This window comes from Vibrio sp. Of14-4, assembly GCF_022347625.1.
GTDB classification, from domain to species: Bacteria; Pseudomonadota; Gammaproteobacteria; order Enterobacterales; family Vibrionaceae; genus Vibrio; species Vibrio pristinus.
In genome coordinates this window covers 52,004-77,122 of record NZ_JAKRGI010000005.1, presented here as the reverse complement: position 1 = coordinate 77,122, position 25,119 = coordinate 52,004, and the positions used below count along the sequence as shown (strand labels likewise).

Genomic DNA, 25,119 nt, shown 5'->3' with positions numbered 1-25,119 from the left:
ACTATCCTCGTGTTACATGGTTGGAATGGGTGGCTGGAGGCACCTCGGTCCCGTCGGGTAGACGGCTATCGAGAGCCTGTTCGTAACGAGTAGGCGATTTTCGCATTAATCTCAGCAAATAGAATATTCCCGCGCCGAAAACTAGGAAGTACACGACGATGAAAGCGGTTAAGGATATACTAATCGCGGTTGCGTCAATCGGCGACGCCGACTCTGCTGTTGTCAGTAGTCCATACACGGTAAAGGGCTGACGACCTACTTCTGTGGTTATCCAACCTGCCAGAACAGCAACAAACCCGGCAGGTCCAAACACTATGCATAATTTGTGGAACCAAGGTGTTTCATAAAGCTTGTTCTTGTACCTTAAGTAGAGACTACAGGCTCCAATGAACAACATTCCAAAGCCGATCCCAACCATGGTTCTGAAACTCCAAAAAACAATACTCACCGGAGGATGCTCATTTTCAGGAAAAGCGTCGAGTCCTTTGACTTCACCATTCCACTCATGAGTAAGAATTAAGCTACCCAGATGAGGGATTTCGAGTTTGTAGTCGACGGTTTTTGTCTCGTCATTGGGTAGGCCAAATAAAATAAGCGGGGCACTTTTGTGGCTTTCATAATGTCCCTCCATTGCCGCGACTTTTGCTGGTTGATGCTCCAATGTGTTTAGGCCATGTATGTCTCCTGCGATAATTTGTAGTGGTGTTACGATCGCTGCCATCCACATTGCCATGGAAAACATGGTGCGTGCCAGTGGATTGTGGGGTGCTGACAAAAGGTGATAAGCACCGACAGCGGCCACGACAAAAGCGGTAGTAAGATACGCTGCTAGTAGCATGTGTACCAACCGATAAGGAAACGATGGATTGAAAACAATCTCGAACCAGTTTTCGGGAACAAACTGTCCTGCTTCGTTAATCGAGAAGCCTGCTGGTGTTTGCATCCAACTGTTGACGGATAATATCCAAAATGCAGACAAAAAAGTGCCAAAGGCAACAATGCAAGTTGACATAAAGTGCAGCTTTTTGCCCACTCGCTCCATACCAAACAGCATCACCCCCAGAAAACCCGCTTCAAGGAAAAATGCGGTGAATACCTCATAACCCATCAAAGGTCCAAGGATGGGGCCAGTCTTATCGGCAAAGACACTCCAGTTAGTACCAAATTGGTAACTGAGAACAATCCCGCTAACTACTCCCATACCAAAGCTTACTGCAAATATTTTGATCCAGTATTTGTACAGTTGGATATACTTCTCTTTGCCCGTTTTAAGCCAAAGGCCTTCGAGTACAGCTAAATAACTTGCTAGCCCGATAGTGAATGCTGGGAATATGATGTGAAAGGAAACAGTGAAAGCGAACTGAAATCGGGCTAAGTCTACGGCTAGTGTGTCCATAATCATTTCCTGCTTATGATTCACTCACTAATACGATGCTCTCATGGTGAATGGTCAACCCTGAGTAAAACTTTTATTGCTCTTATTACCCGTTCGATTCGTAACAAAATATATCTGGTTGATAGGAAGTACCAATATGAGCTTGAAATCCAAAGTTGAGGCCGTGGCTCCGACGTTTGAGCCAGGCGGGAAATATGAGAAGTTTTATCCGATATATGAGGCTGTTGCCACTATTCTATACACCCCCGGAATGGTGAACAAAGGTGCGACACACGTAAGAGACAGTATTGATCTCAAACGTATTATGATTTTTGTTTGGTTAGCGACTTTCCCCACTATGTTCTGGGGGATGTACAATATTGGTAACCAATCTGTCTTGGCGATGTTGAGCCAATATTCGCCTCAACAACTCGAATCAGTCGTCTCGGAGAGCTGGCGTTTAGCTACAGCGTTCGGCAGCTATCAGGGGCTAATAGAAGCCGGTTGGGGAAGTAAAATGTTGCTGGGGGCCCTATATTTCTTACCCATTTATGCGACTGTGTTTGTGGTAGGAGGGTTTTGGGAAATATTGTTCGCGGTTGTGCGTAAACATGAGATTAATGAAGGTTTTTTTGTTAGCTCAGTGCTGTTTGCGCTGATTCTCCCGCCTACCATTCCTCTGTGGCAGGCCGCTTTAGGTATTACTTTCGGTATCGTGGTTGCCAAAGAGATTTTTGGCGGCACAGGGCGTAACTTCTTGAATCCAGCGCTAGCAGGCCGCGCATTTTTGTACTTTGCCTATCCTGCCAATATGTCTGGTGGAGGAGTTTGGGTTGCTGCCGATGGCTACTCTGGCGCAACACCATTAAGTCAGTGGTATGAAGGAGGTTCAAGTAATCTCATCAATAACATGACGGGTGAAGCCATTAGCTGGAACGATGCGTTTTTGGGGAATTTACCAGGTTCGATGGGGGAAGGATCCACGCTTCTTATCATGCTTGGTGGCCTACTCTTGATCGGGATGCGCATCGCGTCGTGGAGAATTGTTGGTGGTGTTATTGTTGGACTTGCGGTCGGCTCCATCTTACTCAATGTGATAGGCTCTGACACAAACCCCATGTTTTCCATGCCGTTTTACTGGCATTTCGTCTTGGGTGGAGTAGCTTTCGGTACCTTCTTTATGGCCACGGACCCGGTCTCTGCTGCCTACACCAATTCAGGTAAATGGGCGTACGGAATTTTGATCGGGCTGATGGCAATAGCAATTCGTGTGTTGAACCCAGCCTATCCAGAAGGGATTATGCTCGCCATCTTGTTTGCTAATTTGTTTGCTCCTTTGTTCGATTTTATCTCCAAAGAAGCAAATGCTAAGAGGAGACGTCGGAGGGTTGGTCGTCTCGGCTAGTTGGTAGGCTGATCACCAAGGCAGCGTTTGTCCATCGTAGGATAAAAAGCTGCCTGTGATTTCAGGGTCAGCCTTTTTGATAATGTGCAAAATATCCGATGCGACTTTGTCTGGCTCAAACAGGTTACCGTCAGGAACGTTGGCCTGAAAAGGCTTTGATAATGGCGTATCGGTAGTTCCAGGGTGAACAGATAAAATGCAAGCTTTTGGCATACTTCTTGACCATTCAATACTGATATTTTTGATGAGCATATTGAGTGCTGCTTTTGATGAACGATAGCTGTACCAACCTCCTAATCTGTTGTCTTCTATACTTCCTACCTTAGCGGATATAGTGACGAAACGTGGGTGGCTACTTGCTTTTAAACATGCTGAAAAGTGTTTTGCGATTAATAGGGTTGGCAATGCATTGACTTTGATATTTTCTAAGAAAAACTCCGACTGGCAAGATTGAAGGTTTTTCTCTGGGCCGTTGCTCGTTGTATGCAAAAGACCAATAGCATTGATTATCCAGTCAATCGATGAGAACTGAGCGGCCAGCTCACTAATTTCATCTTCAGAAGTGATGTCAACATTATGCCATATGATGTCATCAGAAAGATCGTTGCGTTTGCGTGCACGATAGGTTGCGTGAAGCTCGATTTCTGGACTGTGGTTTAGTAACTGCTTACATAGTGAATGGCCAATACCGCCACTACCACCAAAAATAAGTACTTTCATGCGCTTTCTTATATTGTTGTATTTATTAGAGAACAGCACAGAATTATAGCTTCAGATGCTTTATTGTTTTTTTGTGTGACTTGATTCACGCAAACAATAAAGACTTATATTGAAATATGTAAAAAAACCTCTTATCACTAATTGTTACAGATCTTTACGCTACGTTTATATGAAATATCTCTCTTATTAATCTTGGGGTAATACACCATGTTATTGGTTCGGAGAAGTTTTGTGGCGGCGCTACTCTGTTTTTTTGCTCTCGGAGCCGCTAGTTGGCTTTTTACTCAGCATAATTGGCGAGCAAATTATCACATCCCCGAGGTAAGGATAGGTGTATCTTTGACTCCTTTAGCCTCACCATTTTTGATAGCAGAGCATCTAGGTTTGTTTGAAAAACACGGCCTCAAAGTTTCACTTTTTCCATGTGCAAGTAGTATGGCATGTACTCAATTAATGCTAAGTCGTGATGTTGAATATGCAACGGCTTCCGACTCTGTTGTCATGTTCCAAAGCTTTGAGCAGAGCGGTTTAGCTTTACTAGTCAGTTTTGTTGAATCAGATAATGACTTAAAACTCTTGGCGCTTAGCCCTTCTAACATCAGCGAAGTTAGCCAGTTAGAGGGTAAGAGAGTTGGGGTAGTTAAAGGAAGTGCGAGTGAATTTTATTTCGACTCTGTGCTTATTGCCAATAACCACAAATCGTTAGATGTCGAGAAAGTATATTTTCAACCTCATGAACTTGTTCCCGCGCTCTTGTCGTTTCGTGTTGATGCCATCTCAGCCTGGGAGCCGATGGGATACAAAGCGGATCTACAGTCAACCTCAACCGTCAAGAACCTTGGTACACTAGGTATATACCAGCATTCGTTTAATTTACTCTCTACCACGCCTTACTTAGAGTTTGCAGGTCAAGAGCCCGTGTACCTACTCAAAGCTCTTGATGAGGCAGTGGAGTGGATCAATACGTATCCCGATGAAGCATCAAGGGTAATAGCAAAAAGACTTAATATTCCACTAAATCAGGTTAAGTGGTCTTGGGAAGACTATGTTTTTCGCTTGTCATTGGGGAATTCATTACTTTCAAACCTCCAGCTTCAGGCCAGATGGGCACAGGCAGAAGGTTTAGTAGGAGGCGCGCAGCCTGACTTTAGGGGACTCCTTTTTACACAACCGTACCAACAAATTGTTGCTCTGAGAGACTAAGCTATGTTGAATTCTCTGTTTAAAAAGCTGTTTGTTTTATCAACCACAACGTTAATACTGACCTTGTTTATTATTGTCTCTTTCATTAGAGTCTCAGCAGAGCAAAAAAAAACCAAAATAGAGTTGGATCAAATTATTGATCTGCAATTATCAGTCGATCTATTGCGAAGTCAGTTATGGTTTTTCCTGCAGTTCGGCGATGAATTAAGTTTAAATCAAGTCGAACTCGCACAAGCTGAGCTCTCAGTTAAGCTTGCTAAATACAAAAAAGAGAGTACTCAGTTAGGTAATATTCAGAGAATGAACCATAGTTTGAATGCTTTGCTGACAAAAGAGATACAACTTTATGCTGAAGAAGGGATCGTATCAAATGGTAAAGCCCCAGAGAGCATCAATTCGATAGGCTTTCTTCACTCTAGATACAATATGATCGTTCAAAATATGACAGAAGAATTGGCGTATGTACATAAATCAGTACTCAACGACAATACCGATAATGTACACAATGTTATGACGTATGCAGCGGCTTGGTTAATTGTGTGCTCAGTTTTAGTGAGTGCTACCGCTTGGTTAATCTTGTTTCGTTTTAAAGCCGGCGTTGAAGCGATGAAAAAAGCAATTGGCGATCTTGCGGCTGGGAAGCTCGACTCAAAAGTAGAAGTCATCAGTATGGACGCTGAATTTAGGGAAATGGCTGGTTTTTTTAATGATATGACACACACTCTCAGAGACACCACTGTGACCAAGCAAGAGTTGGAAGATGAAGTAAAACGCCAGACCAAACAACTGATGCGTAAGCAAGAGCAATTGATTTTTCTTTCTGAACACGACCCTTTAACTAACCTAATGAACCGTCGAGCATTCGATAAAGCATTAGAAAGTGCTATCGTCAAAGCAAACCGAAGTAACTGCAAGCTGGCGCTGTTTTTCATCGATCTCGACGAATTTAAATCAGTAAATGATACTTACGGTCATGATGCAGGTGATGCTATTTTAGTCGAAGTGTCTAAGCGTATTCTTACCGCTGTTAGAGAGTCTGATTTTGCGTGCCGTCTTGGCGGAGACGAATTTGTTGTATGTTTAGACTTACTTCATGACTTTGATATTGTGTCAGAAAAGTCAAAGCAGTTGCTAGAAGCGATTAGTCTTCCGATTGAGTTTAACGGTCATAAATTAAAGGTTGGCGCGAGTATTGGAGTAAGCTACTTCCCTGATCATACAAGAAACAAGGAAGTATTAGTCAATCTGGCAGATGAGGCTATGTACTGTGCTAAGCAAATCGTTGGGTCTGCTTGTTATGATGGCCAAGAATCAGAGACTAAAAGGTTACCTCGCCAATACGGTTAACCTCTATGATGTAAGGGAGTGGCATTGTTTAATGCGTTATTAAACCGCTCTATTTCATTGTCATCTATGCTGTAGTCACTTCGGGTACAGGCATGAAGTGTTGCAACGTAACTGATTTTATTATAAGCGAAAAATTCACTAAAAAATGCCCGAAATACCGGACACATTCTGCGATTTCCTGAGCTAGAAACCACAAACCCTCGTTTTGTTTTGAACACTTGATGCTGACTCTTCAGTTTAGGTGATTCACTAAGTTCTGTCATACGATCAATCAGGTTTTTCATTGGTGCAGTCACGGCATACCAATATACCGGGGAAGCAAAGACGATATTGTCAGCGTCACTGATTCTGTTAAGTAAGTTATAAAAATCGTCATCGGGGTACTGGTTATCATATCGGTAGGGGGTGATGTCTAATTCATCGATATGGATCACTTCGCATTGGTGGTCGGCATGAACCTTGTCGACAGTTTTCGCCGTATTGCCATTTTTGTTGGCGCTTGAGAATAGAATGATAGTCTTCATTTTTTGTCCTTGATATTTACCGAGGACAATGACTTTAAAACCTCAACTAAACTTTAGGTCAATGCTTATTCGAAATTTTCTGGTAAATCGGATAACTCATCGCTCGCTTTGATGTTTTTTAACTCATTGCAACTCCTTATTTTATGGAGTTTTTTATATTTATGTCTCATATTTGTTACGTATGTCATTAAAAAATAAAGTAAATATTCATATGTAAAATTATTCATATACTATTGTTGTCGAATTTGTATTTTTCCGTATAAAAATTGTTCTCCATGTTCTAGAAGGGTTGTATATGAGAGTGAAGCTGTTGCGTTGGTATTTGCCTTTTGTTCTATTGGCGGTGGCATATGGAGGCTATATTGCAATCTCTTCTGGAAATGCAGAAGCGTTAAAAACAGAGCAGGTTGAAGTACCACTAACTGTTGAGGTATCTCAGATACGTTCCGGCGATCATAATGTCGTTATAACCAGCCATGGTGAAGTGGTTCCTGTTGAAATAACGCAGCTTTCTGCGCAAGTTTCAGGTGAAGTTATCAGTTGGCACCCAAGTTTTGTCCCTGGGGGAGTGGTAAAAGAGGGCGAGATCTTGTTTTCAATCGAGAGTGAAAACTACAATGCCGCTGTTTTGCAGGCAGAAGCGGACCTTGCCACGGCACAAGCAGCTTTAATAGAAGAGAAAGCCAAAGCTGAAGTGGCAAAGCGTCAAGCGAAGAATGTCCCTTCTAATCAAGTCACCGACCTCTACTTGCGTAAACCCCAAGTATTGAGTGCACAAGCTCAGGTAAAGTCAGCGTTAGCTTCACTTAAAAGAGCAAAGAGAGATCTAGATAATTGCCGAGTGGTGGCCCCGTATGATGCGCTTGTTGTGGAGCGTGATATTGGCGTAGGACAATATATTACAGCAGGGACTCATGTCGCTGTTTTAAATAACATCGAATCAGCAGAAATTCATGTTCCAATTGCTGGATTTGATAGTGTATTTCTACCTGAAGATTACTCAGGTGTTACTGCCAAAGTGACTCAGAAAGGGGTTGTCGATATCGAACGAGAGGGAATCATAAAAAGAGATTTAGGTGTGATTGATAGCGCGACGCGCATGACCAGTTTGGTCATTAACGTCGATGATCCATACGCATTATCGTCAGACATGTCGCCTCTTAAATTTGGCTCTTATGTTGAAGTGAACTTCATAGGTAAAACCTTAAAACATATTTATCGTCTACCCCAAGAGTTAGTGAATAATCGTCAGGTATGGATTGTTAATGAGGACAACGAGCTTGAGCCTCGCACTGTCAATGTATTGCGCGCAGAACAAGAATTTATGCTCATTAATGAAGGTTTAAAAGATAACGATTGGCTGGTGTTGACCGTACCTGAATATCCGCAAAAGGGGACTCAAGTCCAACTTAGTACTTTTAATGACGAATCAAAACAGTAAGGCTTGCAAGCATGGATGATAGAAAACCTAGAGGTCTGATTGCATATTTCGCACACAACCCAGTGGCGGCAAATTTACTGATGATGTTCGTTCTCATTGTGGGTACAGTCAGCTTTCTTTTTATTCAAAGACAGATGTTTCCCAATCTTGAAGTCAACTACATTAATGTGCAAGTTCAGTATCCCGGTGCCTCCCCTCAAGAAATTGAAGAAAGTATCTTAATAAAAATAGAGGAATCTTTAAAAAATGTCTCTGGCATTAAACAAGCGATAACTAACGTCTATCGTGGCGGTGGTACGATAGAGCTAGAGATTGATGTGGACCAAAAGATAGAGGATGTTCTTGATAAGGTGCAACAAAAAGTTGACTCGATCTCTAATTTTCCAGTTGGTATGGAGCCGATTCAAGTTTATCAATATGAATTTCAGCAGGATGTTATTCAAATTGTTCTAGCTGGTGATAGGCCCCTGCTGGAGCTTAAGCCTATAGCCAAGCAAATTGAAGATGAATTATTGCAACTCAATAATGTTTCTTTGGTTGATTTGAGTGCACCAGAATATGAGATTGGTATCGAAGTCGAACCCGAGATGCTGCGCAAGTATGACTTGACATTGATGGATATCAGCACCGCAATCCAACAATACTCAGCGAATTATTCAGCAGGCGAAGTCAGAACCGATGGAGGATTCATTTCTGTTAGAATTGAGAACCAATATTATAGCGGCGATGAGTTTAGAGATATTCCTGTTAAGATAGGAAACAATGGTGGTAAGGTTTTACTTCAAGATGTTGCGACTATTAAAGATGGCTTTACCGAGGACGAACGTTACTTTAAGTATTCAGGTGAAAATGCAATTTATCTCTCTGTGAATGCCACAAAAGATCAAAATATGGTGACGGTTGCCGAAACAGTCAAAGCTTATATAGAACAGAAAAACCCACAACTTCCAGCCGATATCAAAATCAAGACATTAGTTGATATGACGTACTATCTTAACGCGCGTCTCGACATGATGTTAAAAAATCTACTTCAGGGTGCTGTACTTGTTGCTTTAATGCTGAGTGTGTTTTTGCGTGTCAAGCTCGCGATGTGGGTGATGATTGGTTTGCCTGTCTGCTTTTTGGGCGCAGTTATGTTGATGCCAGTGGTTGGTGTGAGTATCAATATTGTGTCATTGTTTGCCTTTATCATGGTACTCGGGATTGTGGTAGATGATGCCATTGTTATAGGTGAAAGTGCCTACACAGAAATAGAAAAGCATGGAAGTGGCATTGATAGTGTTGTCCGTGGCACACTAAAAGTGGCAACACCTGCAACATTTGGCGTTCTGACAACAATTGCTGTTTTTGCACCTTTTCTTATGTCGAAAGGTATTGAAAGTGCATTCTTTTTTGGTATCGCTGCCATTGTTATCCTCTGTTTGGTTTTTAGTTTGATTGAATCAAAGCTAATTCTGCCAGCACATTTAGCTCACTCAACGTTTAAACCAATTGAAATAGGCAGTTGGCGCTATCGATTTAATCAAAACTTTTTTAATTTTGTCAATGGACCATATCGCCGCTTTGTTGTTTATTGTACGTATTGGCGCTGGAGTGTACTAGCAAGCTTTATCGCTGTATTGGCGATAAGTGTTGCTTTGGTGATGGGGAATTATGTCCGAATTATACCTTCACCTAAAGTTCCTCATGATTTTCCTACCATCAAACTCATCATGAATGACAATGTATCGAGTGAACAGACGATTCAAGCTCTAAAGATAATTGAAACTACGGTGCTTAACATTGATGAAGAAATAGAGCAGCAAACTGGGCAGAAGATGATTCGGGATATCTTGACATTTAATCAAGGGCGTAAAGAAGGTTTGATGGTGATCGCTTTGGTTGATGAAGAAAAGCGGCCGTTCAATACATTTGAGTTAGCGCGCCGCTGGCGAGAAGCAATACCCAACATACCAGGCAAGAAAACGCTGACGGTGTCTGATAACGTCAATGATAGTGATAAAGGAGATGAATTTGGATTTTTGCTGTATGGCTCTGATATAGAAACGCTAAATGCCGCTGGGCGAGACCTTATTTTGCAATTACAGCAGCAAGATGGGTTATTCGATATCTCGTCGTCAATGGACACAGGAAGTAAAGAAATACTGCTGTCACTTAAGCCTGTCGCTTATGATTTGGGTATCACCTTATCTGATATTGGTACTCAGGTAGGAGTCAGCTTCTATGGTGGAGAAGCACAGCGCATGATCAGAGAAGGTGAGGAAGTCAAAGTGATGGTTCGTTACCCTCAATTGACACGTGAAGCATTCGCCTCTCTGCGCTATGCGCTAATCACGACGCCAGATGGACAAAAAGTGATGTTAGGTGATGTTGTTGATATCGTTCAGCAGCCCGGAGTGAGCAGTATTCGCCGTGAGGGTGGCTTTCGCAGTGTTTACGTATTTGGGTCGATTGATGAGGAGCAAGTTGAGCCTAATGAAGTGGTTGATAGAGTCAATGAATCCATTTTGCCCGACATTTTGTCCCAATACAGAGGGGTGAAAAGCCAGCTTGGCGGCTCGATTGAAGAGCAGCAAGCACAGCAGGACGAGCAAATTATTTTCTTTGTTGCAGGTATGATTATTGTCTATATCTTGCTTGCTGTCCCACTAAAAAGTTATACCCAGCCGTTAATTATTATGTCAGTTATTCCATTCAGCCTGACCGGAGCGATTTGGGGGCATTATTGGTTTGGTCTTGATCTAAGTATGATGTCCACATTTGGTCTCATTGCGGCGGCGGGTGTTGTGGTTAACGACTCTTTAGTTATGACAGATCATGTCAATCAAGTTAGAAACAACGGATTGTCTGTCAAAGAAGCGGTTGTCGAAGCTGGTTGTGCTAGGTTTAGGGCAATTATTCTGACGTCAATTACAACATTCGTCGGAGTTTTACCGATTATGTTTGAAACCAGCTTGCAAGCAAGGTTTGTCATTCCCATGGCAGTCGCTCTGGGGTTTGCTGTTCTGTTTGCCACTATGCTGACCTTGATCCTCGTACCTTGCTTGTATTTGATTTTGGATGATCTAAATTGCTTTGTACAAAAGTTAAAGCATCGTCTTATTGCAAACCACTCAATCAGTTCTGGCCGTTAAATAAACCGAGTATCACTCAAGATGAAAACCATACGTCCTGTTTGTATGGTTTTCTCGCGTTTACCCGTTTACGGGTAGCCATTTGAAGGTGTCTTTGAGTTGATAAACCTAATCTTTTCAGTAGTAAAAATGTTGAAAACTGGTCTTACCTCTATGTTTTTTAGTCAGTGCAGAGTTTTAACATGGGATCGGTTCCTTGAACTTATACGCATCGCTAGTTTGCTATTTTAGTTTTGAAGTGGACTTTCATTTGTCTGGTCTATGTTATTTAATATTAAAGATATTTTATGAAAATACTTAGTATTGTTTTTACTTCGTACTCAAAGCTATTGGTGTTTATTCTTCTTATTCCACACCATGTATAGTTCCTAGTTGTTTATAACAAACTGTAATATTTCTCTATTGTTTTTTATAATATTAATCAGTATTGTACGCTGAAAAGTGACAAGAAGAGTCACTCCATCGAGTTTGCTAGACAGGTTTGTTAGCTAAGGGCACTTCCCCACTATCGGTGTATCTAATTTAACTACGTGGCTCCAAGGTGGAGTGATGTCACACTCTGAAATTCGGGGTGTAAAGGCCAACAACGGCTAAGCTTAAGGAAAGCAGGGGCTTTAGGCATATAGTCTGAGATTTTGTTGAAAAACTTAGTTAAGCATATATGAATTATGAATCTTTGTGGCAGTTGTACCCTCTAGCGCGAGAGCAGCTTGTTCATGTTAAAAATCGGAGTGCTAAGAAGCTCAAGGGCACAGAGTGCCGTGTGCTGGAGATTTTGATTGCTCAGCAAGGGCAAGTTGTGTCTAAGAAGGAGCTGTTTGAAAAAGTATGGGGAGAACGTGTCGTCTCTGAAAATAGTTTGACTCAGTGCATCGCACAACTTCGTATCGCTTTAGGTGATAGTGGTAAAGAACAAAAATTTATTAAAACAGTGCCATCTCGTGGCTACATGCTGTTTGAAAATGTGGTGGAATTAGTCGATATCGAGAAACTATCGAGTGATAATTCAGCCGTCTCTAGTCCTAACCCTGTACAAACTGAACCTAAAACAGAGGATGTCAATGAGTACAGTTATCGACAACAATTCAAACTGCTGCTTGCGCTTGTTTTAGGCGTTGTATTACTTATTCAAGGCTCGGCTGCTATTCACCGTTTGACATTCTCATGGAATGTTCCCTTAGACACATGGGTTGAGACTGAGCGTGATGGACGAGATTATTTCTACTTCGATAATCAGGCAAGTGAGGCTATGTATCGATACTTGAGCGAAAACAGTAGCCATTTAAATGATTCCCCAGTGACTGACCTATTAATTTCGACAGGCGTTAGTAACTATTATTTGTCTTGTGTCTACCGATCTGAATCCAGTGGTGATCAGCAAGTGAAGAATTTGAACTTCTCACTGCGTGAAAACTTCTATTTTATTGGAGAAACGGTGCGTGATGTCTGTAGATAAGGTTCTTAAGGCACTGTTTGTTTTGGTTGTTATTGCAACAGTGTCTAACATAGGTTTAAAACTGCGCGATGTGCCAGAGGTAATGAATGGCAAGCAGAGCCTACTTTATTACAGTAACAACCTGAGTTTTAGTCTTGATGGAGATGTCCTATTTAGTGAGGATTATCATACGATTAACTATAGGTTGTTCTTAAATCAAAAATCTCACACCAGTAGGAAAATATATGGAGAGCCTAAAGGGTTATACTTTAGTTATTACACCCAATTTTATGATAAAGGCTTGATTCAGTTTACCGATTTTACCTTTCCTGACGGTGCGCTTTCTAGAAGCCACATAACTGAAATAGAGGCTCATAACTTACGGCGTATAAGCGAAGAGAAACTACAAATAATACACAAAGAAGGCAAAGTCGTATGTTTTACAAAACTTTTGGATGGGGGCGTAAAATGTCACGTCCGGCGCCAATAGTGATATAAATAGACTCTTTTAGCATCTGACACTCCATAGAAAATAGCAAATCCTCTCTAGTTTTCAATATCTTAATTGAACATTATCTTGGCAGTCATAAGATTTTTTGACTCTGAATCTTAATTGTTAATCCAAGTGCTCGCCTTGGCTTTAGTGTTAAAACTAAAGCCTACACCCCTCTATCTAAGTGGTTGATATTTCATAGCTAGTAATAGATTAAAATAGACAATAAATGAACATTTTTTACATGTTTTAGTATAAATACACTAGTGATTTACATTGTTTTGTACTTAAAAAACAATAGCTTAATGATGATTGGTGTGATTCATAAAGGTTGTTATAACTTCATTCAAGGTTTGACGAAACTAAAGGCATTATGGATAGGTCGTTGAAAAGAGCAGCGGGGCGCACTGACGCTCGCCTTTGTATAAAGCTGCATTTTCAATCCAAGATAAACCAACAAATATAGTTAAAATAAAAGAGGTAACTATGTCAGTCACATTCTTAGGAAATCCAGTTGAGCTATCCGGTGAATTGCCACAGCAAGGTCAAGTCGCGCCTAGTTTTACTTTGTGTGATCATGCTTTAGCTGATATCGGCCTTGAACAGTTTGAAGGCAAGAAGCTAATACTGAATATTTTTCCAAGTGTTGACACGCCTACTTGTGCTAATAGCGTTCGTGCATTCAATGAACTAGCTGAAAATCTTGAGAACACAGTTGTATTGTGTGTATCAGCAGACTTACCGTTCGCGCTAACTCGCTTCGTCGAAAAACATGAACTAAATCATGTATCTATCGCTTCATTTTTCCGCTCACCAACGTTTGCATTGGATCATGGTGTCGCTATCTCAGACTCTGTTTTGCGTGGCTTGGCTGCACGAGCTGTGATTGTTTTAGATGAGGAGCGGACAGTATTGCATTCTCAACTTGTCGCTGAAATAGCGGATGAACCTAATTACCAACAGGCAGTAGCAGCGGTAAAGGGAGTATCATCGTGAAACGAGCTCTAACTCTGTTAACAATGATAACTTCTGCTTGGGCTTATGCAGGTTTTGAGGTAACGGATCAATCTGCTGGTTTGGGTGAAACACAGAGTGTAACTTTGGAATACAGCACAACATTCAACCTTGGTGGTCAGACGTTGGCAAAAGGTGACCTTATTCCTTCTATGATGCTTTCAACTTCAAGTCTAGAGAAAGTTGAAACTCAAGGCAGTGGCAAGGTTCGTATCTATAATGTTTTGGTGTCTGTTGATACCCCGGTTTGTGTTGAGCAGGCCATAGCATTTGATCAAATAGCTCAAGATAACCCTCAATATGATGGAAAAATTGAGTTCATAAATGTCAGCGCCGATACGCCATTTGCTCAAGCTCGGTTCATAGCTGACAAAAAATTGAGCCAGAAGGCATCATTCTTATCAGACTCTTTTAATCATGAGTTCGGTCAAAAGACTGGCGCCCACATAGAAGAGTTAGGCCTGTTGTCCCGAGCTGTCATTGTGGTTGGAAAGGATGATCGCATTCTCTATATCCAGCGTGTTCCAGAACTAACACTATTGCCAGACTTAAATGCTGCTATTGATATAGCCAAGCGTAATATTTAACTAATGACAAAGCCCTAAGCGTGTTTGTGAGTGCTTAGGGCTTTGTACCGAATTCTTATATAGATTTTTATGAAATTGCTTGTCCCGCTATGCCTGGCGCTGTTTGTTGCACTTAGTTTCTATGCGGTATTTTTTATTGTTATTGATGGCTTTGATGGTTACTCGCTTTGCAAAGAAGCATTGCGTTATCAGCAATTTCAATATCATCCCCATAGAAACCCTTGTATGTAGCGAGTTAGGTTTCTGATATGAAATAAAAAAATCCTCAGATATGAAAACATATCTGAGGAAAAGTACGCAGGCATAGACAGGTATAGCCCGCAAATAGCAAATACTTTAGCTATTAGTGAGGATTCATACAGGCATAGGGCCATTAATCTGAATCAGCCCAGCCATTATAAGCGCTCAAACATCAGCTAAATAGGTAGAGTTTTCTGCATAGCTTGCTTGTTTTGCGCAAAGAACACTCTTGTAAGAATGGATTAGGCAAAGTGCCCAATAGTGGGACGAAAGGATATTCCCTAAAACTAGAAAGGAGGTAAGCGCTCCTAAACATAGCGCTTTAACCACTAACTTGTATTTTGAGAGGAAAGTTATGGCAGAAAGTAATATTCGCCGTCTAAATCAACTATTGAAGGCATATAAGTGCCACAATACTTACAATGTGCTCGTAGAAGACTTGGCAGTAGCACTAGCTTCATCGAGGAGGAATGTCGCTTTGATTATAAAGCGTTTAGTTGCTTTAGGTTGGATAGAATGGCAACCAGCGGTTGGTCGCGGCCAGACGAGTATATTGAAAATTCAGACATCGGTTGATGAAGCACTATACCAGACGATGGTAGAACAACTTGAAGAAGACCGCTTTGACCTTATTTCCAAATTAATTGAGCAATATCGGGAAAAAGCGGTTAGAGCACTGACTCGTGCAATGGGGATTGAGTGTGCAGATCTCTCGATGATACAGAAATAAATCAAAAAATCGTGTACCAGAAGGCTTAGAACCAACGCCTCGCATACTCACCGTTTAGTTGCATTACAGTATCAAAAACAGATGTGTGGCGGATAAATTGAGTGTAAAGCTGTTCTCTGTACTCAAGTTGATCGTTAGCGTTGAGTTGGCTGTAGTGTAAAAGAGCATTCACCGCTGCTTGGCAATCGGGTGCGAAGGTTTCACTCAGTGCAGCGACAACCGATTTTGCTTGGTTTGATTCTAATGCAAATGAAATTTCTTTAGCTTTCGTAATAAGTGCTTGTGCAACTGCGTGCTTTTCTGCTTGATCCACTTTAAGCTTTAACTCGTCTTTATCATAAGTCAGTCCAATTTGATCAAGTCTTTCGGTTAGTTCTTTATACATAACATTGCCTGGGTAAAATATAACATTTGGACATCAATCAGAATAACTGATTGTATTCTCGTCCTTTTTATGGCGAGTGTTGAGTAAGTTTTTCTAGTAGGGCATCAGAGACTTTAATATGTAACACTTGATACTCTCTGGTTGTTTTTAGTGCTTGTATGAGTCCCCATGACTGATTAGCGTAAATTGCAGACAATATGGCACCTATATTATTTTCATGTCCAGGGCACATCACAGCAGCTACCATACAGGCGATTACATTGTCGTCGGTTACGTTAAATTCGAGTAACTTTGCACAGTGAATCACTTCTTCAATACGTGTAATCATAGCCTCTAGCTCTCTCATCACTCTTGGCTATCTACATAAATGATCTCATTTCACAAGTCACTAAGCATGTAAATAGCGAGTTTGTAAATAATTGCAAACTATATGTTGTCAGCTTATAAGAATTAATTACTTTAAAAAATGAAATAAGGTCATAGGTCAATTCATTATTTATTGCTTGACCAAGGTGCTTTCTGACCTATTCATGGTGCATTAAAGGTTTAAGTTTGTTGAGAAATAGTCGGATAAAAGCAGACTATTACTTATGAACGCTTAGATCATGAAAGTTCAGGTAGGTTTATTATTTATGATGCTCAGTTCTTTGGCATTATCCGTGTCCCCAAATTCGATACTCGTGGTTAAGACTCTATGTTCTTGTACATAAGGCGAAATGCTATATGGGTTTAAGCTAGCGAGCTATAAGTAGGAGTGCCAGTGATTACATTTGAACTGAATGACATAAATGCCATGTTACCTTTACTGGGTGATATTTGTTGTGCCAATGATGTGAGTTTAAGATACGAAAATCGTCTTTTCCCGATTGAAGCGGCTCAAACAGTGGTGACTGATTTTGAACAACATGGGCAGACTCAATCTATCGAAACGCACTATCATCTACTACTGCGCTCAGGTATTACATTAGTATTCCCATTATCGTCAGGTAAACCAGTGACGACAGCTCATGTTATGGAAACACTAGATTCTATTGCTCCAATGCCTACATACCTGTAGATGAGAAGGGAGCTCATTGAAGGATACTTGAACTTGATGAGTTGCATCCAATCTCCCATTGTTTATGTGTTGCAAATTTTCTTATATTTTTTGTGATAAAAGCGCTTGCATAGCTTAATACATACTAATTAAATACATTCCGATTCCTTACGTCTGGTAAATAATAATGAAAAAAACACTGACTTCATTGAGCATTGTCTGTGCCTTGTTTTCAAGCACATTACTGGCAAACGATGATTATGATCTTGACACCGAGCTTTCTTCCGTGGGTTTTGCTACCATCAAAAAACAGTTTGTTGTTGAGCCGGCAACAATAGATACACTTTCTGGTACATTAGCCGCCAGTGGAAAGTTTGAAATTTATGTCGATCTTAAAGGCATTGATACTGGCATTTCTATTCGCGACACGCGTTTGAATGACGTCTTTTTTGAATCGGCTAAATTCCCTAATGTTACCGCCTCCGGTAATGTGAACTGGTCTGATTTAGGGCAGGGCTCTCATAAGATGCTGATACCAGCAGAAGTAACATTATTTGGTAACACTAAGACCATCAACTTTCCTACAGTTGTGCTTAAAACGGATGAGATTGTTATGGTCAGTTCTAGTGCGCCCGTGATTATCAGTGCGAGTGATTTTGGTATCCCTAGCGACAACCTAAATAAGTTAGCTGCATTGGTCGGCGGTATTAAAATTTCCGATAAAGTGCCATTAACATTGAACCTAACGTTCAAAAAGTAGTAGGGTAAGGCTTGGTTATCACCAAGCCTTTTAAGTTTTGAGCTTTGTCTAAGAGTTGGTAATTCTCTCCACTAACCATTCTATTCTCGGATCATTATTCCGCGTTTTATGCCAATACAGTTTTACTTGATAGTTCGGTACTTCAAATGGGAGTGGGGATATTTTTATCGACAACTGTTGAGCAATATGGTCTGCGTATCTTTTGGGTATGGCTAGCAAATATTGACTATCAATCACAAACATCGGAGCGGATAATACGCTGGGTGTTTTGATTGCAACTTTCCTCTTCTTTCTGAGTTTAGATAAGGTGATATCAAGGATCCCTTTTGCTTCGTTCCAAGGTGTTACCACAACGTGACAATAGCTGAGAAATTTTTCCAAACTCAGTTCGCTTTGGTATGAGTGCTCTTGGTGATGCAAACACACATAATGATCATCGAACCATACTTGATTACTGATACTCTCAAAGCTTTCAATGTCATGCGCAAATCCGCACACTAAATCGAACTGACTTTCTCGTAAAGCAATCTCTGGCAGCCTTTCTTCAAGGTTAAGAAATTCAATTTTGATATTTGGATAATCATGACTGAGTTTTGCGATAAAATCGCGCATGCACCAACTGGTATAGTCAGTAACTGCTATTCTAAATGTCTGCTCGGCATTTGGGTCGAAAGCCGAAGAGAAGGTAATGCCATCCTCTATCAGGCTTATTCCTTGTATGAGTCTGTTTGCTATCGTGTTGGCGTATTCGGTCGGTTGCATTGTGTTTCCAATACGCACGAACAAATCATCGTTCAACCGTTCTCGCAGCCTTTGCAGCGCATGACTGCATGCAGATTGGCTTAAATTTAAGGTATCAGCGGTTTCTTTCACTGATTTAGTTTTGTACAAAACAGCAAAGAGGTGGATCAGGTTCAAGTCGATAGAGGATAGCGAAGTCATGTTTATTATGCATTAGCTCTCTGTAAAAACTGCATTTCTTTCATCTATAAACAGAGGTTACACTAGTTCTAATGCCTGTCAATGTAATCACGATCGCAAAAGGCGGGTGTTATCTTGTTATATGTAAAAAAGGACGCGAATGAAAACTATCACAATTAGAGAAGCGTGTATTGAAGACGCCCCATTGATCCTACAATTCATCATTGATTTGGCTATTTATGAAAAAGCTCAGCATGAGGTGAAAACATCGCTTGCAGAATTAAAAGAGAGCTTATTTTCAAAGCACTCTACAGCTCATGCATTGATTTGTTTAGCTGATGATCAACCGGTGGGTTTTGCTGTTTACTTCTACAGTTTTTCAACATGGCTAGGAAAAAATGGCCTTTATTTAGAGGATTTATATGTCTCACCGGATCATCGCAACTTGGGAGCTGGGAAAGCAATTTTAAAACATTTGGCAAATTTGGCTTTAGAAAAAGACTGTGAGCGATTTGAATGGTCAGTACTCGATTGGAATCAGCCTGCGATCGATTTCTATCATTCTGTTGGTGCGAAAGCTCAAGATGAATGGATAAAATATCGACTCAGTGGGGAGAGGCTAAAAGAGCTTGCACTAAGTTAGTATCATTGATTTGTTAGCCTAGGCGCTTTTTTATTTGCTTGGGCTATTTTGTAACTGAGCCTCTAACCATTGAATAAAGGCGGCGTTTTTGGGCCTATTTTGCTGCCCATTTAAACAGATCAAATCATAACTTAGCTCAGCGTTAACTTGGTTAAAAGGTGTGACTAACTCTCCTTTGTCCAAACTAGACTTGATGAGAGATAGCCGCCCCATACCCACCCCCATTCCATTTTTTGCGGCTATCATTGCCATGTCTGCATGGTTAAACAAGTAGGTTTTTTCCTTTGTATTGATTGAGCAGAGGCTTTCATCATTTTGATTTTTCAGCCAGAGATCCCATTCTTGACTGTAGTCTCCTGTCTCTATGGATTCATTGCAGTGTATAAAAGTGATGTTAGAGAGCTGACTTAATATGCCATTTTCATTTGAAAAGTGGGTTTTGAAGTAATCAGGACTGCACACAGGAATAAGTTTCTCATCGAACAGCTTTTGGTGATAAAAACCAGGATGCTCGCCTGAACTGTAGTAAATCGCGATATCAACAGGTTCATGCTGAAAGTTGAGACGGCTGGCTTTGACTCTGAGTTTAACGTTCAGGTTGGGGTACAAACGCTGAAATTCGGGTAGTCTTGGTAGTAACCAACTTTGAGCAAAGGTAGGCGCAGCACCAATATAGAGTTCACCACGTAATTCATTGAATTTAATGTCTTCTAGTTCAGAAAATATCACTTCGAATGACTGATTTAACGCCTGTAGAAGCCGTTCTCCTTCCTTCGTCAGCTCTAGGCGTCGAGTCATGCGGACAAATAGGTTAAACCCGAGCTGCGCTTCCAGTGACTTAATGCGCTGGCTGACCGCTCCTTGAGTAATGAATAGTTCCTCTGCGGTTTTAGTAAAACTGAGACATTTCCCAGCCACGGAGAAAGTGTACATATTTGATAGCATCTGCTGCTTTTGTGCCATTACTGATCTCTATGAATTAGTCATGCTAATTCATGTTACGGGTTTTTTGGTTTGTTTTGTAGGTTTTGATGTTTTTAAATTAACAATACTTATCCACTAGCGGGAAATTTCCTGATGAAAGAACATCTCAAGATCACAATTATTGGTGCTGGCTCAAGCTATACACCAGAGCTTATTGAAGGGCTCATAAAACGGCATCATGAACTCCCCATTGGAGAGCTTTGGCTGGTGGATATTAAAGATGGTGAAAATAAGGTAAGCATTATAGGTAGCCTTACACGTCGTATGCTTGAGAAAAACAACTTGTCTCATATTGCGGTACATGTAACTTTTGATCGCAGACAAGCACTTAAAGATGCCGATTTTGTCTGCTCCCAGTTCAGAGCTGGTTGCCTCGAGGGGCGGATCCGTGACGAACGTATTTCATTGAAATATGGCATGATAGGTCAAGAGACTAATGGCCTTGGGGGATTTGCTAATGCATGCAGAACTATTCCTGTTGCACTGGAAATTTGTCGGGAAATGGAAGCCTTATGCCCTGATGCATGGCTGCTTAATTTCACTAATCCTTCGGGTATGGTAACGGAAGCAATTCTAAAACATACCAAGGTTAAAGTCGTCGGTCTGTGCAATGTCCCTGTGATTATGCAAAAGGGGATTGCTAGTATTCTAGACGCTGATGAACAAGATTTTGTTCTACAAGTTGCTGGACTCAATCACTTTATTTGGGCACGTCAAATACTTCATGAAGGACGTGACAAAATGCAGGATGTCATGGATGAAATTCTTGCTGGTAATGATCCTCTGGTACCCAGCAATATTCCTCCATTTGAGTGGCCTGCAGAGTTGTTATGCAACATGCGGATGATCCCCTGTGCTTATTTACGTTATTACTACACCAGTGAAGATATTATGAAGCAGGAGCTCACAGAAGCCAGTGATGAGGGTACGCGTGGGGAAGTGGTTAAAGCCATGGAGCAACGCTTGTTTGAGATCTATCGAAACCCTAATCTAAGTGAGAAGCCAAAAGAGCTGGAAAAACGCGGCGGGCAATATTACTCAGAAGCAGCGTGTGAACTAATGAGCTCCATTTACAATGACAAACGCACTATTATGCATATTAATACTCGCAACAATGGGGCGATTAATGGACTACCAGATGACTGCGCCGTTGAAGTGAGTTGTATGATCACCAAGGCTGGGCCAGTGCCGCTTAATGTCGCGCCTTTTCCAGACGATACTTTAAGGCTTATCCAGTTGATTAAAGAATTTGAGTCACTGACGGTAGAAGCCGCTGTTAATGGCGATCGTCACGCTGCTCATCGCGCACTAATCCTAAACCCGTTGGTCACTACAGGCACAGTTTTGGAAAAAGCCTTAGATGAAACTATTGAAGCAAATCGAGACCACATGCCTCAGTTTCGCTAGATACGCATTATGAGAAAGGTCCTTTAATCAAGGACCTTTAACGCTTGGTATCACTGATTTCCGAGATATCGCTTGGCTTTTACTAAGGCACTTTGGGGTAAGAAAAAACATTATTTTTGTTTTTTGATTTTCCGGTTTGAGTTTCTACAACATCCCAGTGTTCGACAATCAGGCCATCATGATTAAAACGGAATATGTCAATATATCCTGTACCTAAGTCGTCTTTTTTATTCAAGTCTATCTGTTTTGAATGGACCAAGACCATATCGCCCATGGCAATAGTTTTGGCTATTTGCGTACTATATTTAGCGTCATTTTTATGTAGGTAATCAAGATAGCCAAGTAAGGCGTCTTTCCCGTCAGGTACCTCTGGATTATGCTGAATGTAGGTTTCATCGGAGACATATTTTTTCACAGCAATTTTATTGGCGGGATTATCAAAGCTTTTAATGATTGAAATCGCTCTTTTCCTGTTACGCTCGATATCTTGAGTGCTATCGTAAATATTCACCTCAGGACCTTGATACATGGTGTTCTTGTTGGCTGATAAAGCAGGAATTTTTTGATAGTGGTCCCAGTGCTCGACCAATTTACCATTTTCTTCCCGCCAAATATCTACATATACGTATTGGCTTTTATCAGAAGCTGTCCAAACTGAGTGTATTGCCACATAAGGGCCTTCAGCGATGGTACGATAGATGTCAATGTTTACGTTGGGATCAGACGTTAATTCTCCCGCAATCGCCTTCATTAACTCAACAGGGCCATCCCCGTAAGCTGGGGCATGTTGGATGTAAGTATCACCTATATATTTTTCAAAGTTATTGAGGTTACGGTACATCAGAACATCTTGGTAAAAACCTTCTGCGAGCTTTATCGCGTTACTCGTTTGTTTGTTAATGGTGCTAAGGTCAGCAAAACTCGGTGCAGCGAGTAGACACATAGCGAATCCGATAGCAGCAGATTTAATAGACATATCTTTTCCTCTAAGTACTTCTTATTGAGAATCTAAATGCTATCGGGTGAAATTCATCGGTCATACAGGAAATTAACCATAGGTGATATGAACAAATTCGATGAGTTAGTCAATATTATTAATCATGCTGCATTAAGTTTTTAAACCAAGTGTGACGTTGTGACTTTTTATTTCTACAATGCCAAATTTTAACGATATTAAACGGATCAAGATCGAAAGGTAGAGGGACATAGTCAAAGTCACGAAAGATTGTTTTGGATAAGCGAGAAGGCATGCTAACAATAATATTGGTGTCTCTTATCAAAGTGGCAACAGCAGCAAAACTGTATGCACTGGTGACGATTTTTCTTTTCATACCGCGTTCGTGAAGTAGGCTATCAATGTCAGTATGGTGTACATGCTCATAGGCCATGATTGCATGAGGCTTGGCGCAGTATTGTTCAAGAGTTTTCGGCGCTGTTTGCTTTTTAGGGTTGAAAAAGCAAACATCTTGGTCGGTCAATATTTTGGTTTGAATCAAATCGGATTCGTTACTGGTGAGCTCTGGAGTCAAAACTAAATCAACATCTCCCGCTCTTAGTAGCGAAGCCCACTTTTTTTGGGTACGAGCTGGTGCAATATGTAAGTGGCTCAGAGGTGCTTGTGTCTGAAATTGTTCGAACTTTGGTTTTACAATAGTCTCTATTTCATAGTCATTGGCGGCGACAACAAAGCCTTTCTCATCGAGGGAAGGGCTATAATCTTTTGGGCATGAAAATTCTTGCATTGCAAGGATAATTGCCCTTGCTTGACCCACCAGATCACTTGCTTTTGGAGTTGGTGCGATACTGCGTCCACAGGCAACAAACAGCTCATCGTTAACGATTTTGCGTAATTGATTGAGCCCATGACTCACCGTCGATTGCGTTACTCCCATACTAGCCGCTGCCTTAGTGACGGATTGGTGCTCGTAAACGCAAATAAACATACGAAGCAGGCGTCCATCAAGTGAAGAGTAATCGAAAGTGTTCATAGGTCCCGTTGAGCTGATGCTATATTGTTTATTTTGTTTATAACATGATTCTCTTAAGTAAGACAGGCACTTCAGGTAACGCCCTTTTGTATTTAACTCATGATTAGAAAATATTTAAATGGATATAATGATATAAAAATTTTTTCTTTATATAATGCCAATTAGTTGGCGGATTATTAATAGAGTGTATAACAATGGTTAATTGCATTGTGTTTGATTTTGATGGAACCTTAGTTAACAGTGAATATATAAATAACTATGCATTAATGAAAATGTTTCAACACTATGGCATTGAGTATGATGTATTAATGTCTGCTCAACGCTATAAAGGTTACAAATTAGCAAAAATTATTGCAGAGGTTGAAAAAGACAATGGTGTGACGGTTAATGAAGATTTTATAGACCGTTATCGCGCACTGGTGAAATCATATTATAATGAACGTTTGGAGCCTATGCCTGATGTAAAAATTTTTCTTGAAGCGAATAATTTGCCCATATGTATTGCCTCCAGCGCCCCAAAGAAAAAAATCTTGCATGGTCTTGAGGTTACCGGATTACTTGGCTATTTCAGTGAACAGGCAATATTTAGCTCGTATGAAATCAATAGTTGGAAGCCAGAACCAAAAATCTTTTCTCATGCGGCTGCTTCGATGGGTATTGAATGTCACAAGTGTATTGCCGTTGATGATGCAGATATTGGTATTAAAGCGGCTGTCGTTGCTGGAATGAAGGCTTGCTATTACAACATTGATGGCCAAGTACATGACGAAAAGAACGTCATTTCGATTTCACATATGCCACAGCTGTTTAAATTTCTGTCGTAGTTGAGAAAACCCTAGATAAGTTAGTAACATTTTTATTTTTCACTACTTAATACGATTTTAATTATGAATTATGACGACTAAAATAATGTAACAATTTATTGCTGAAATCGCAGGAACCGCTCTTGTCAAGTTTAATATAAAGTGGTGGTTTCTGACCTTATTGCCCGAATGACTATGGCCAAGTCGGTAGTGGCACATTATCTTTTTCATATCTATTTGCATAAGTATCGCAATAATCTCGTAGCCTAAACAATATATTTTTCGTCCGAAAAACTCAGAGCAGACATAGGCTCAAGTCAAGTTTATCAATTCTAAACAAGCCATTTATTTTACCCACATCAAGCTTAGTAAAAGTTATTCGAACCTAGCACATTTATTTCTAAGGAATGCAAGAACCTTTAGTTAAAACATGTCTTTTCGAGCCTTTATAAAGAGGCTTAAAAGTGTTTAAAGTCATACTTAAGTGGTTGTAATCATTAGTTATCTATAGTTTTATTGTTGAGCGCGCAATCATGATCGGATC

Annotated in this window: 25 protein-coding genes; 16 read left to right on the top strand and 9 right to left on the bottom strand. The window is 40.7% G+C overall.

Annotation, left to right across the window (positions count from 1 at the left end; all coding sequences use genetic code 11):
• Position 1 precedes the first annotated feature (1 nt).
• Complete coding sequence (locus tag MHN79_RS06930; protein WP_239172263.1) at positions 2–1,396, bottom strand: cytochrome ubiquinol oxidase subunit I; 1,395 nt, start codon at positions 1,394–1,396, stop codon at positions 2–4.
• A gap of 136 nt (positions 1,397–1,532) precedes the next feature.
• Between MHN79_RS06930 and MHN79_RS06925 the strand changes: the two genes are divergently transcribed.
• Positions 1,533–2,780 (top strand): NADH:ubiquinone reductase (Na(+)-transporting) subunit B, encoded by a 1,248-nt coding sequence (locus tag MHN79_RS06925; RefSeq protein WP_239172262.1) that lies wholly within the window; start codon positions 1,533–1,535, stop codon positions 2,778–2,780.
• A 12-nt stretch (positions 2,781–2,792) separates the two neighbouring features.
• On the opposite strand, the gene MHN79_RS06920 is transcribed toward MHN79_RS06925, so the two are convergent.
• Positions 2,793–3,500 carry an SDR family oxidoreductase gene (locus MHN79_RS06920; protein WP_239172261.1) on the bottom strand — a complete coding sequence of 236 codons (708 nt, stop codon included), beginning with the start codon at positions 3,498–3,500 and terminating at the stop codon, positions 2,793–2,795.
• A 231-nt stretch (positions 3,501–3,731) separates the two neighbouring features.
• Here MHN79_RS06920 and MHN79_RS06915 point away from each other — a divergent pair, with 231 nt between their 5' ends.
• The gene (locus tag MHN79_RS06915) at positions 3,732–4,703 is read left to right on the top strand and encodes an ABC transporter substrate-binding protein (RefSeq protein WP_239172260.1); all 972 of its coding nucleotides are present in this window, start codon (positions 3,732–3,734) and stop codon (positions 4,701–4,703) included.
• A 3-nt stretch (positions 4,704–4,706) separates the two neighbouring features.
• Positions 4,707–6,050, top strand: a complete 1,344-nt coding sequence (locus tag MHN79_RS06910) for a diguanylate cyclase (protein ID WP_239172259.1) — start codon at positions 4,707–4,709, stop codon at positions 6,048–6,050.
• Here the strand turns inward: MHN79_RS06910 and MHN79_RS06905 are convergent.
• Positions 6,047–6,574, bottom strand: coding sequence for an NAD(P)H-dependent oxidoreductase (locus MHN79_RS06905; protein WP_239172258.1), 528 nt, complete (start codon positions 6,572–6,574; stop codon positions 6,047–6,049). The genes MHN79_RS06910 and MHN79_RS06905 overlap by 4 nt on opposite strands.
• Positions 6,575–6,869: 295 nt before the next feature.
• On the opposite strand from MHN79_RS06905, the gene MHN79_RS06900 reads away from it, so the two are divergent.
• The 8 genes from MHN79_RS06900 to MHN79_RS06865 all read left to right on the top strand — a co-directional run bounded on the left by MHN79_RS06900 (position 6,870) and on the right by MHN79_RS06865 (position 15,648).
• Complete coding sequence (locus MHN79_RS06900) at positions 6,870–8,015, top strand: efflux RND transporter periplasmic adaptor subunit (RefSeq protein ID WP_239172257.1); 1,146 nt, start codon at positions 6,870–6,872, stop codon at positions 8,013–8,015.
• Between the two features lie 11 nt (positions 8,016–8,026).
• Positions 8,027–11,149 (top strand): efflux RND transporter permease subunit, encoded by a 3,123-nt coding sequence (locus MHN79_RS06895; protein WP_239172256.1) that lies wholly within the window; start codon positions 8,027–8,029, stop codon positions 11,147–11,149.
• A 661-nt stretch (positions 11,150–11,810) separates the two neighbouring features.
• Entirely contained in the window at positions 11,811–12,605 is a 795-nt protein-coding gene (locus MHN79_RS06890; RefSeq protein ID WP_160930620.1) for a winged helix-turn-helix domain-containing protein, read from the top strand.
• Complete coding sequence (locus tag MHN79_RS06885; protein WP_160930622.1) at positions 12,592–13,074, top strand: hypothetical protein; 483 nt, start codon at positions 12,592–12,594, stop codon at positions 13,072–13,074. The genes MHN79_RS06890 and MHN79_RS06885 overlap by 14 nt, the downstream gene beginning before the upstream one ends.
• 489 nt (positions 13,075–13,563) lie before the next feature.
• The gene (gene tpx / locus MHN79_RS06880) at positions 13,564–14,073 is read left to right on the top strand and encodes a thiol peroxidase (RefSeq protein ID WP_239172255.1); all 510 of its coding nucleotides are present in this window, start codon (positions 13,564–13,566) and stop codon (positions 14,071–14,073) included.
• The gene (locus MHN79_RS06875) at positions 14,070–14,678 is read left to right on the top strand and encodes a redoxin family protein (protein WP_239172254.1); all 609 of its coding nucleotides are present in this window, start codon (positions 14,070–14,072) and stop codon (positions 14,676–14,678) included. The genes tpx and MHN79_RS06875 overlap by 4 nt, the downstream gene beginning before the upstream one ends.
• Before the next feature lie 69 nt (positions 14,679–14,747).
• Positions 14,748–14,909 (top strand): hypothetical protein, encoded by a 162-nt coding sequence (locus tag MHN79_RS06870; protein ID WP_239172253.1) that lies wholly within the window; start codon positions 14,748–14,750, stop codon positions 14,907–14,909.
• Positions 14,910–15,273: 364 nt separating this feature from the next.
• A complete protein-coding gene (locus tag MHN79_RS06865) occupies positions 15,274–15,648 on the top strand; it encodes an SgrR family transcriptional regulator (RefSeq protein WP_114786057.1) in 375 nt (124 codons plus the stop codon).
• A gap of 25 nt (positions 15,649–15,673) precedes the next feature.
• On the opposite strand, the gene MHN79_RS06860 is transcribed toward MHN79_RS06865, so the two are convergent.
• Entirely contained in the window at positions 15,674–16,033 is a 360-nt protein-coding gene (locus MHN79_RS06860) for a hypothetical protein (RefSeq protein ID WP_239172252.1), read from the bottom strand.
• A gap of 67 nt (positions 16,034–16,100) precedes the next feature.
• Positions 16,101–16,361 (bottom strand): hypothetical protein, encoded by a 261-nt coding sequence (locus MHN79_RS06855; RefSeq protein ID WP_239172251.1) that lies wholly within the window; start codon positions 16,359–16,361, stop codon positions 16,101–16,103.
• 432 nt (positions 16,362–16,793) lie between these two features.
• Here MHN79_RS06855 and MHN79_RS06850 point away from each other — a divergent pair, with 432 nt between their 5' ends.
• Positions 16,794–17,090: a hypothetical protein gene (locus MHN79_RS06850; protein ID WP_160930632.1), complete on the top strand. Its 297-nt coding sequence runs from the start codon at positions 16,794–16,796 to the stop codon at positions 17,088–17,090.
• Positions 17,091–17,256: 166 nt separating this feature from the next.
• On the top strand, positions 17,257–17,829 hold the full coding sequence (locus tag MHN79_RS06845) for a YceI family protein (protein ID WP_239172250.1): 573 nt from the start codon (positions 17,257–17,259) through the stop codon (positions 17,827–17,829).
• Between the two features lie 48 nt (positions 17,830–17,877).
• Here the strand turns inward: MHN79_RS06845 and MHN79_RS06840 are convergent, their stop codons facing one another.
• A complete protein-coding gene (locus MHN79_RS06840) occupies positions 17,878–18,771 on the bottom strand; it encodes a LysR family transcriptional regulator (RefSeq protein WP_239172249.1) in 894 nt (297 codons plus the stop codon).
• A gap of 139 nt (positions 18,772–18,910) precedes the next feature.
• Between MHN79_RS06840 and MHN79_RS06835 the strand changes: the two genes are divergently transcribed.
• Positions 18,911–19,393, top strand: a complete 483-nt coding sequence (locus MHN79_RS06835; protein ID WP_160930638.1) for a GNAT family N-acetyltransferase — start codon at positions 18,911–18,913, stop codon at positions 19,391–19,393.
• Positions 19,394–19,423: 30 nt separating this feature from the next.
• Here the strand turns inward: MHN79_RS06835 and MHN79_RS06830 are convergent, their stop codons facing one another.
• The gene (locus MHN79_RS06830; protein ID WP_239172248.1) at positions 19,424–20,356 is read right to left on the bottom strand and encodes a LysR substrate-binding domain-containing protein; all 933 of its coding nucleotides are present in this window, start codon (positions 20,354–20,356) and stop codon (positions 19,424–19,426) included.
• Between the two features lie 114 nt (positions 20,357–20,470).
• Here MHN79_RS06830 and MHN79_RS06825 point away from each other — a divergent pair, with 114 nt between their 5' ends.
• Complete coding sequence (locus MHN79_RS06825; RefSeq protein WP_239172247.1) at positions 20,471–21,784, top strand: 6-phospho-beta-glucosidase; 1,314 nt, start codon at positions 20,471–20,473, stop codon at positions 21,782–21,784.
• Between the two features lie 82 nt (positions 21,785–21,866).
• Here the strand turns inward: MHN79_RS06825 and MHN79_RS06820 are convergent, their stop codons facing one another.
• Both MHN79_RS06820 and MHN79_RS06815 read right to left on the bottom strand, forming a co-directional pair.
• Positions 21,867–22,760 (bottom strand): nuclear transport factor 2 family protein, encoded by an 894-nt coding sequence (locus MHN79_RS06820; RefSeq protein WP_239172246.1) that lies wholly within the window; start codon positions 22,758–22,760, stop codon positions 21,867–21,869.
• 118 nt (positions 22,761–22,878) lie between these two features.
• Positions 22,879–23,772: a LysR family transcriptional regulator gene (locus tag MHN79_RS06815; protein WP_239172245.1), complete on the bottom strand. Its 894-nt coding sequence runs from the start codon at positions 23,770–23,772 to the stop codon at positions 22,879–22,881.
• Between the two features lie 209 nt (positions 23,773–23,981).
• Between MHN79_RS06815 and MHN79_RS06810 the strand changes: the two genes are divergently transcribed.
• On the top strand, positions 23,982–24,596 hold the full coding sequence (locus MHN79_RS06810) for an HAD-IA family hydrolase (protein ID WP_239172244.1): 615 nt from the start codon (positions 23,982–23,984) through the stop codon (positions 24,594–24,596).
• Positions 24,597–25,119: the final 523 nt, after the last annotated feature.

Bases quoted from the DNA above. Each gene is read 5' to 3' on its own strand.
- MHN79_RS06930 (WP_239172263.1), bottom strand. From the start codon at position 1,396: ATGGACACACTAGCCGTAGACTTAGCCCGATTTCAGTTCGCTTTCACT.
- MHN79_RS06925 (WP_239172262.1), top strand. From the start codon at position 1,533: ATGAGCTTGAAATCCAAAGTTGAGGCCGTGGCTCCGACGTTTGAGCCA.
- MHN79_RS06920 (WP_239172261.1), bottom strand. From the start codon at position 3,500: ATGAAAGTACTTATTTTTGGTGGTAGTGGCGGTATTGGCCATTCACTA.
- MHN79_RS06910 (WP_239172259.1), top strand. From the start codon at position 4,707: ATGTTGAATTCTCTGTTTAAAAAGCTGTTTGTTTTATCAACCACAACG.
- MHN79_RS06905 (WP_239172258.1), bottom strand. From the start codon at position 6,574: ATGAAGACTATCATTCTATTCTCAAGCGCCAACAAAAATGGCAATACG.
- MHN79_RS06900 (WP_239172257.1), top strand. From the start codon at position 6,870: ATGAGAGTGAAGCTGTTGCGTTGGTATTTGCCTTTTGTTCTATTGGCG.
- MHN79_RS06895 (WP_239172256.1), top strand. From the start codon at position 8,027: ATGGATGATAGAAAACCTAGAGGTCTGATTGCATATTTCGCACACAAC.
- MHN79_RS06890 (WP_160930620.1), top strand. From the start codon at position 11,811: ATGAATTATGAATCTTTGTGGCAGTTGTACCCTCTAGCGCGAGAGCAG.
- MHN79_RS06885 (WP_160930622.1), top strand. From the start codon at position 12,592: ATGTCTGTAGATAAGGTTCTTAAGGCACTGTTTGTTTTGGTTGTTATT.
- tpx (WP_239172255.1), top strand. From the start codon at position 13,564: ATGTCAGTCACATTCTTAGGAAATCCAGTTGAGCTATCCGGTGAATTG.
- MHN79_RS06870 (WP_239172253.1), top strand. From the start codon at position 14,748: ATGAAATTGCTTGTCCCGCTATGCCTGGCGCTGTTTGTTGCACTTAGT.
- MHN79_RS06865 (WP_114786057.1), top strand. From the start codon at position 15,274: ATGGCAGAAAGTAATATTCGCCGTCTAAATCAACTATTGAAGGCATAT.
- MHN79_RS06860 (WP_239172252.1), bottom strand. From the start codon at position 16,033: ATGTATAAAGAACTAACCGAAAGACTTGATCAAATTGGACTGACTTAT.
- MHN79_RS06855 (WP_239172251.1), bottom strand. From the start codon at position 16,361: ATGATTACACGTATTGAAGAAGTGATTCACTGTGCAAAGTTACTCGAA.
- MHN79_RS06845 (WP_239172250.1), top strand. From the start codon at position 17,257: ATGAAAAAAACACTGACTTCATTGAGCATTGTCTGTGCCTTGTTTTCA.
- MHN79_RS06840 (WP_239172249.1), bottom strand. From the start codon at position 18,771: ATGACTTCGCTATCCTCTATCGACTTGAACCTGATCCACCTCTTTGCT.
- MHN79_RS06835 (WP_160930638.1), top strand. From the start codon at position 18,911: ATGAAAACTATCACAATTAGAGAAGCGTGTATTGAAGACGCCCCATTG.
- MHN79_RS06830 (WP_239172248.1), bottom strand. From the start codon at position 20,356: ATGGCACAAAAGCAGCAGATGCTATCAAATATGTACACTTTCTCCGTG.
- MHN79_RS06825 (WP_239172247.1), top strand. From the start codon at position 20,471: ATGAAAGAACATCTCAAGATCACAATTATTGGTGCTGGCTCAAGCTAT.
- MHN79_RS06820 (WP_239172246.1), bottom strand. From the start codon at position 22,760: ATGTCTATTAAATCTGCTGCTATCGGATTCGCTATGTGTCTACTCGCT.
- MHN79_RS06815 (WP_239172245.1), bottom strand. From the start codon at position 23,772: ATGAACACTTTCGATTACTCTTCACTTGATGGACGCCTGCTTCGTATG.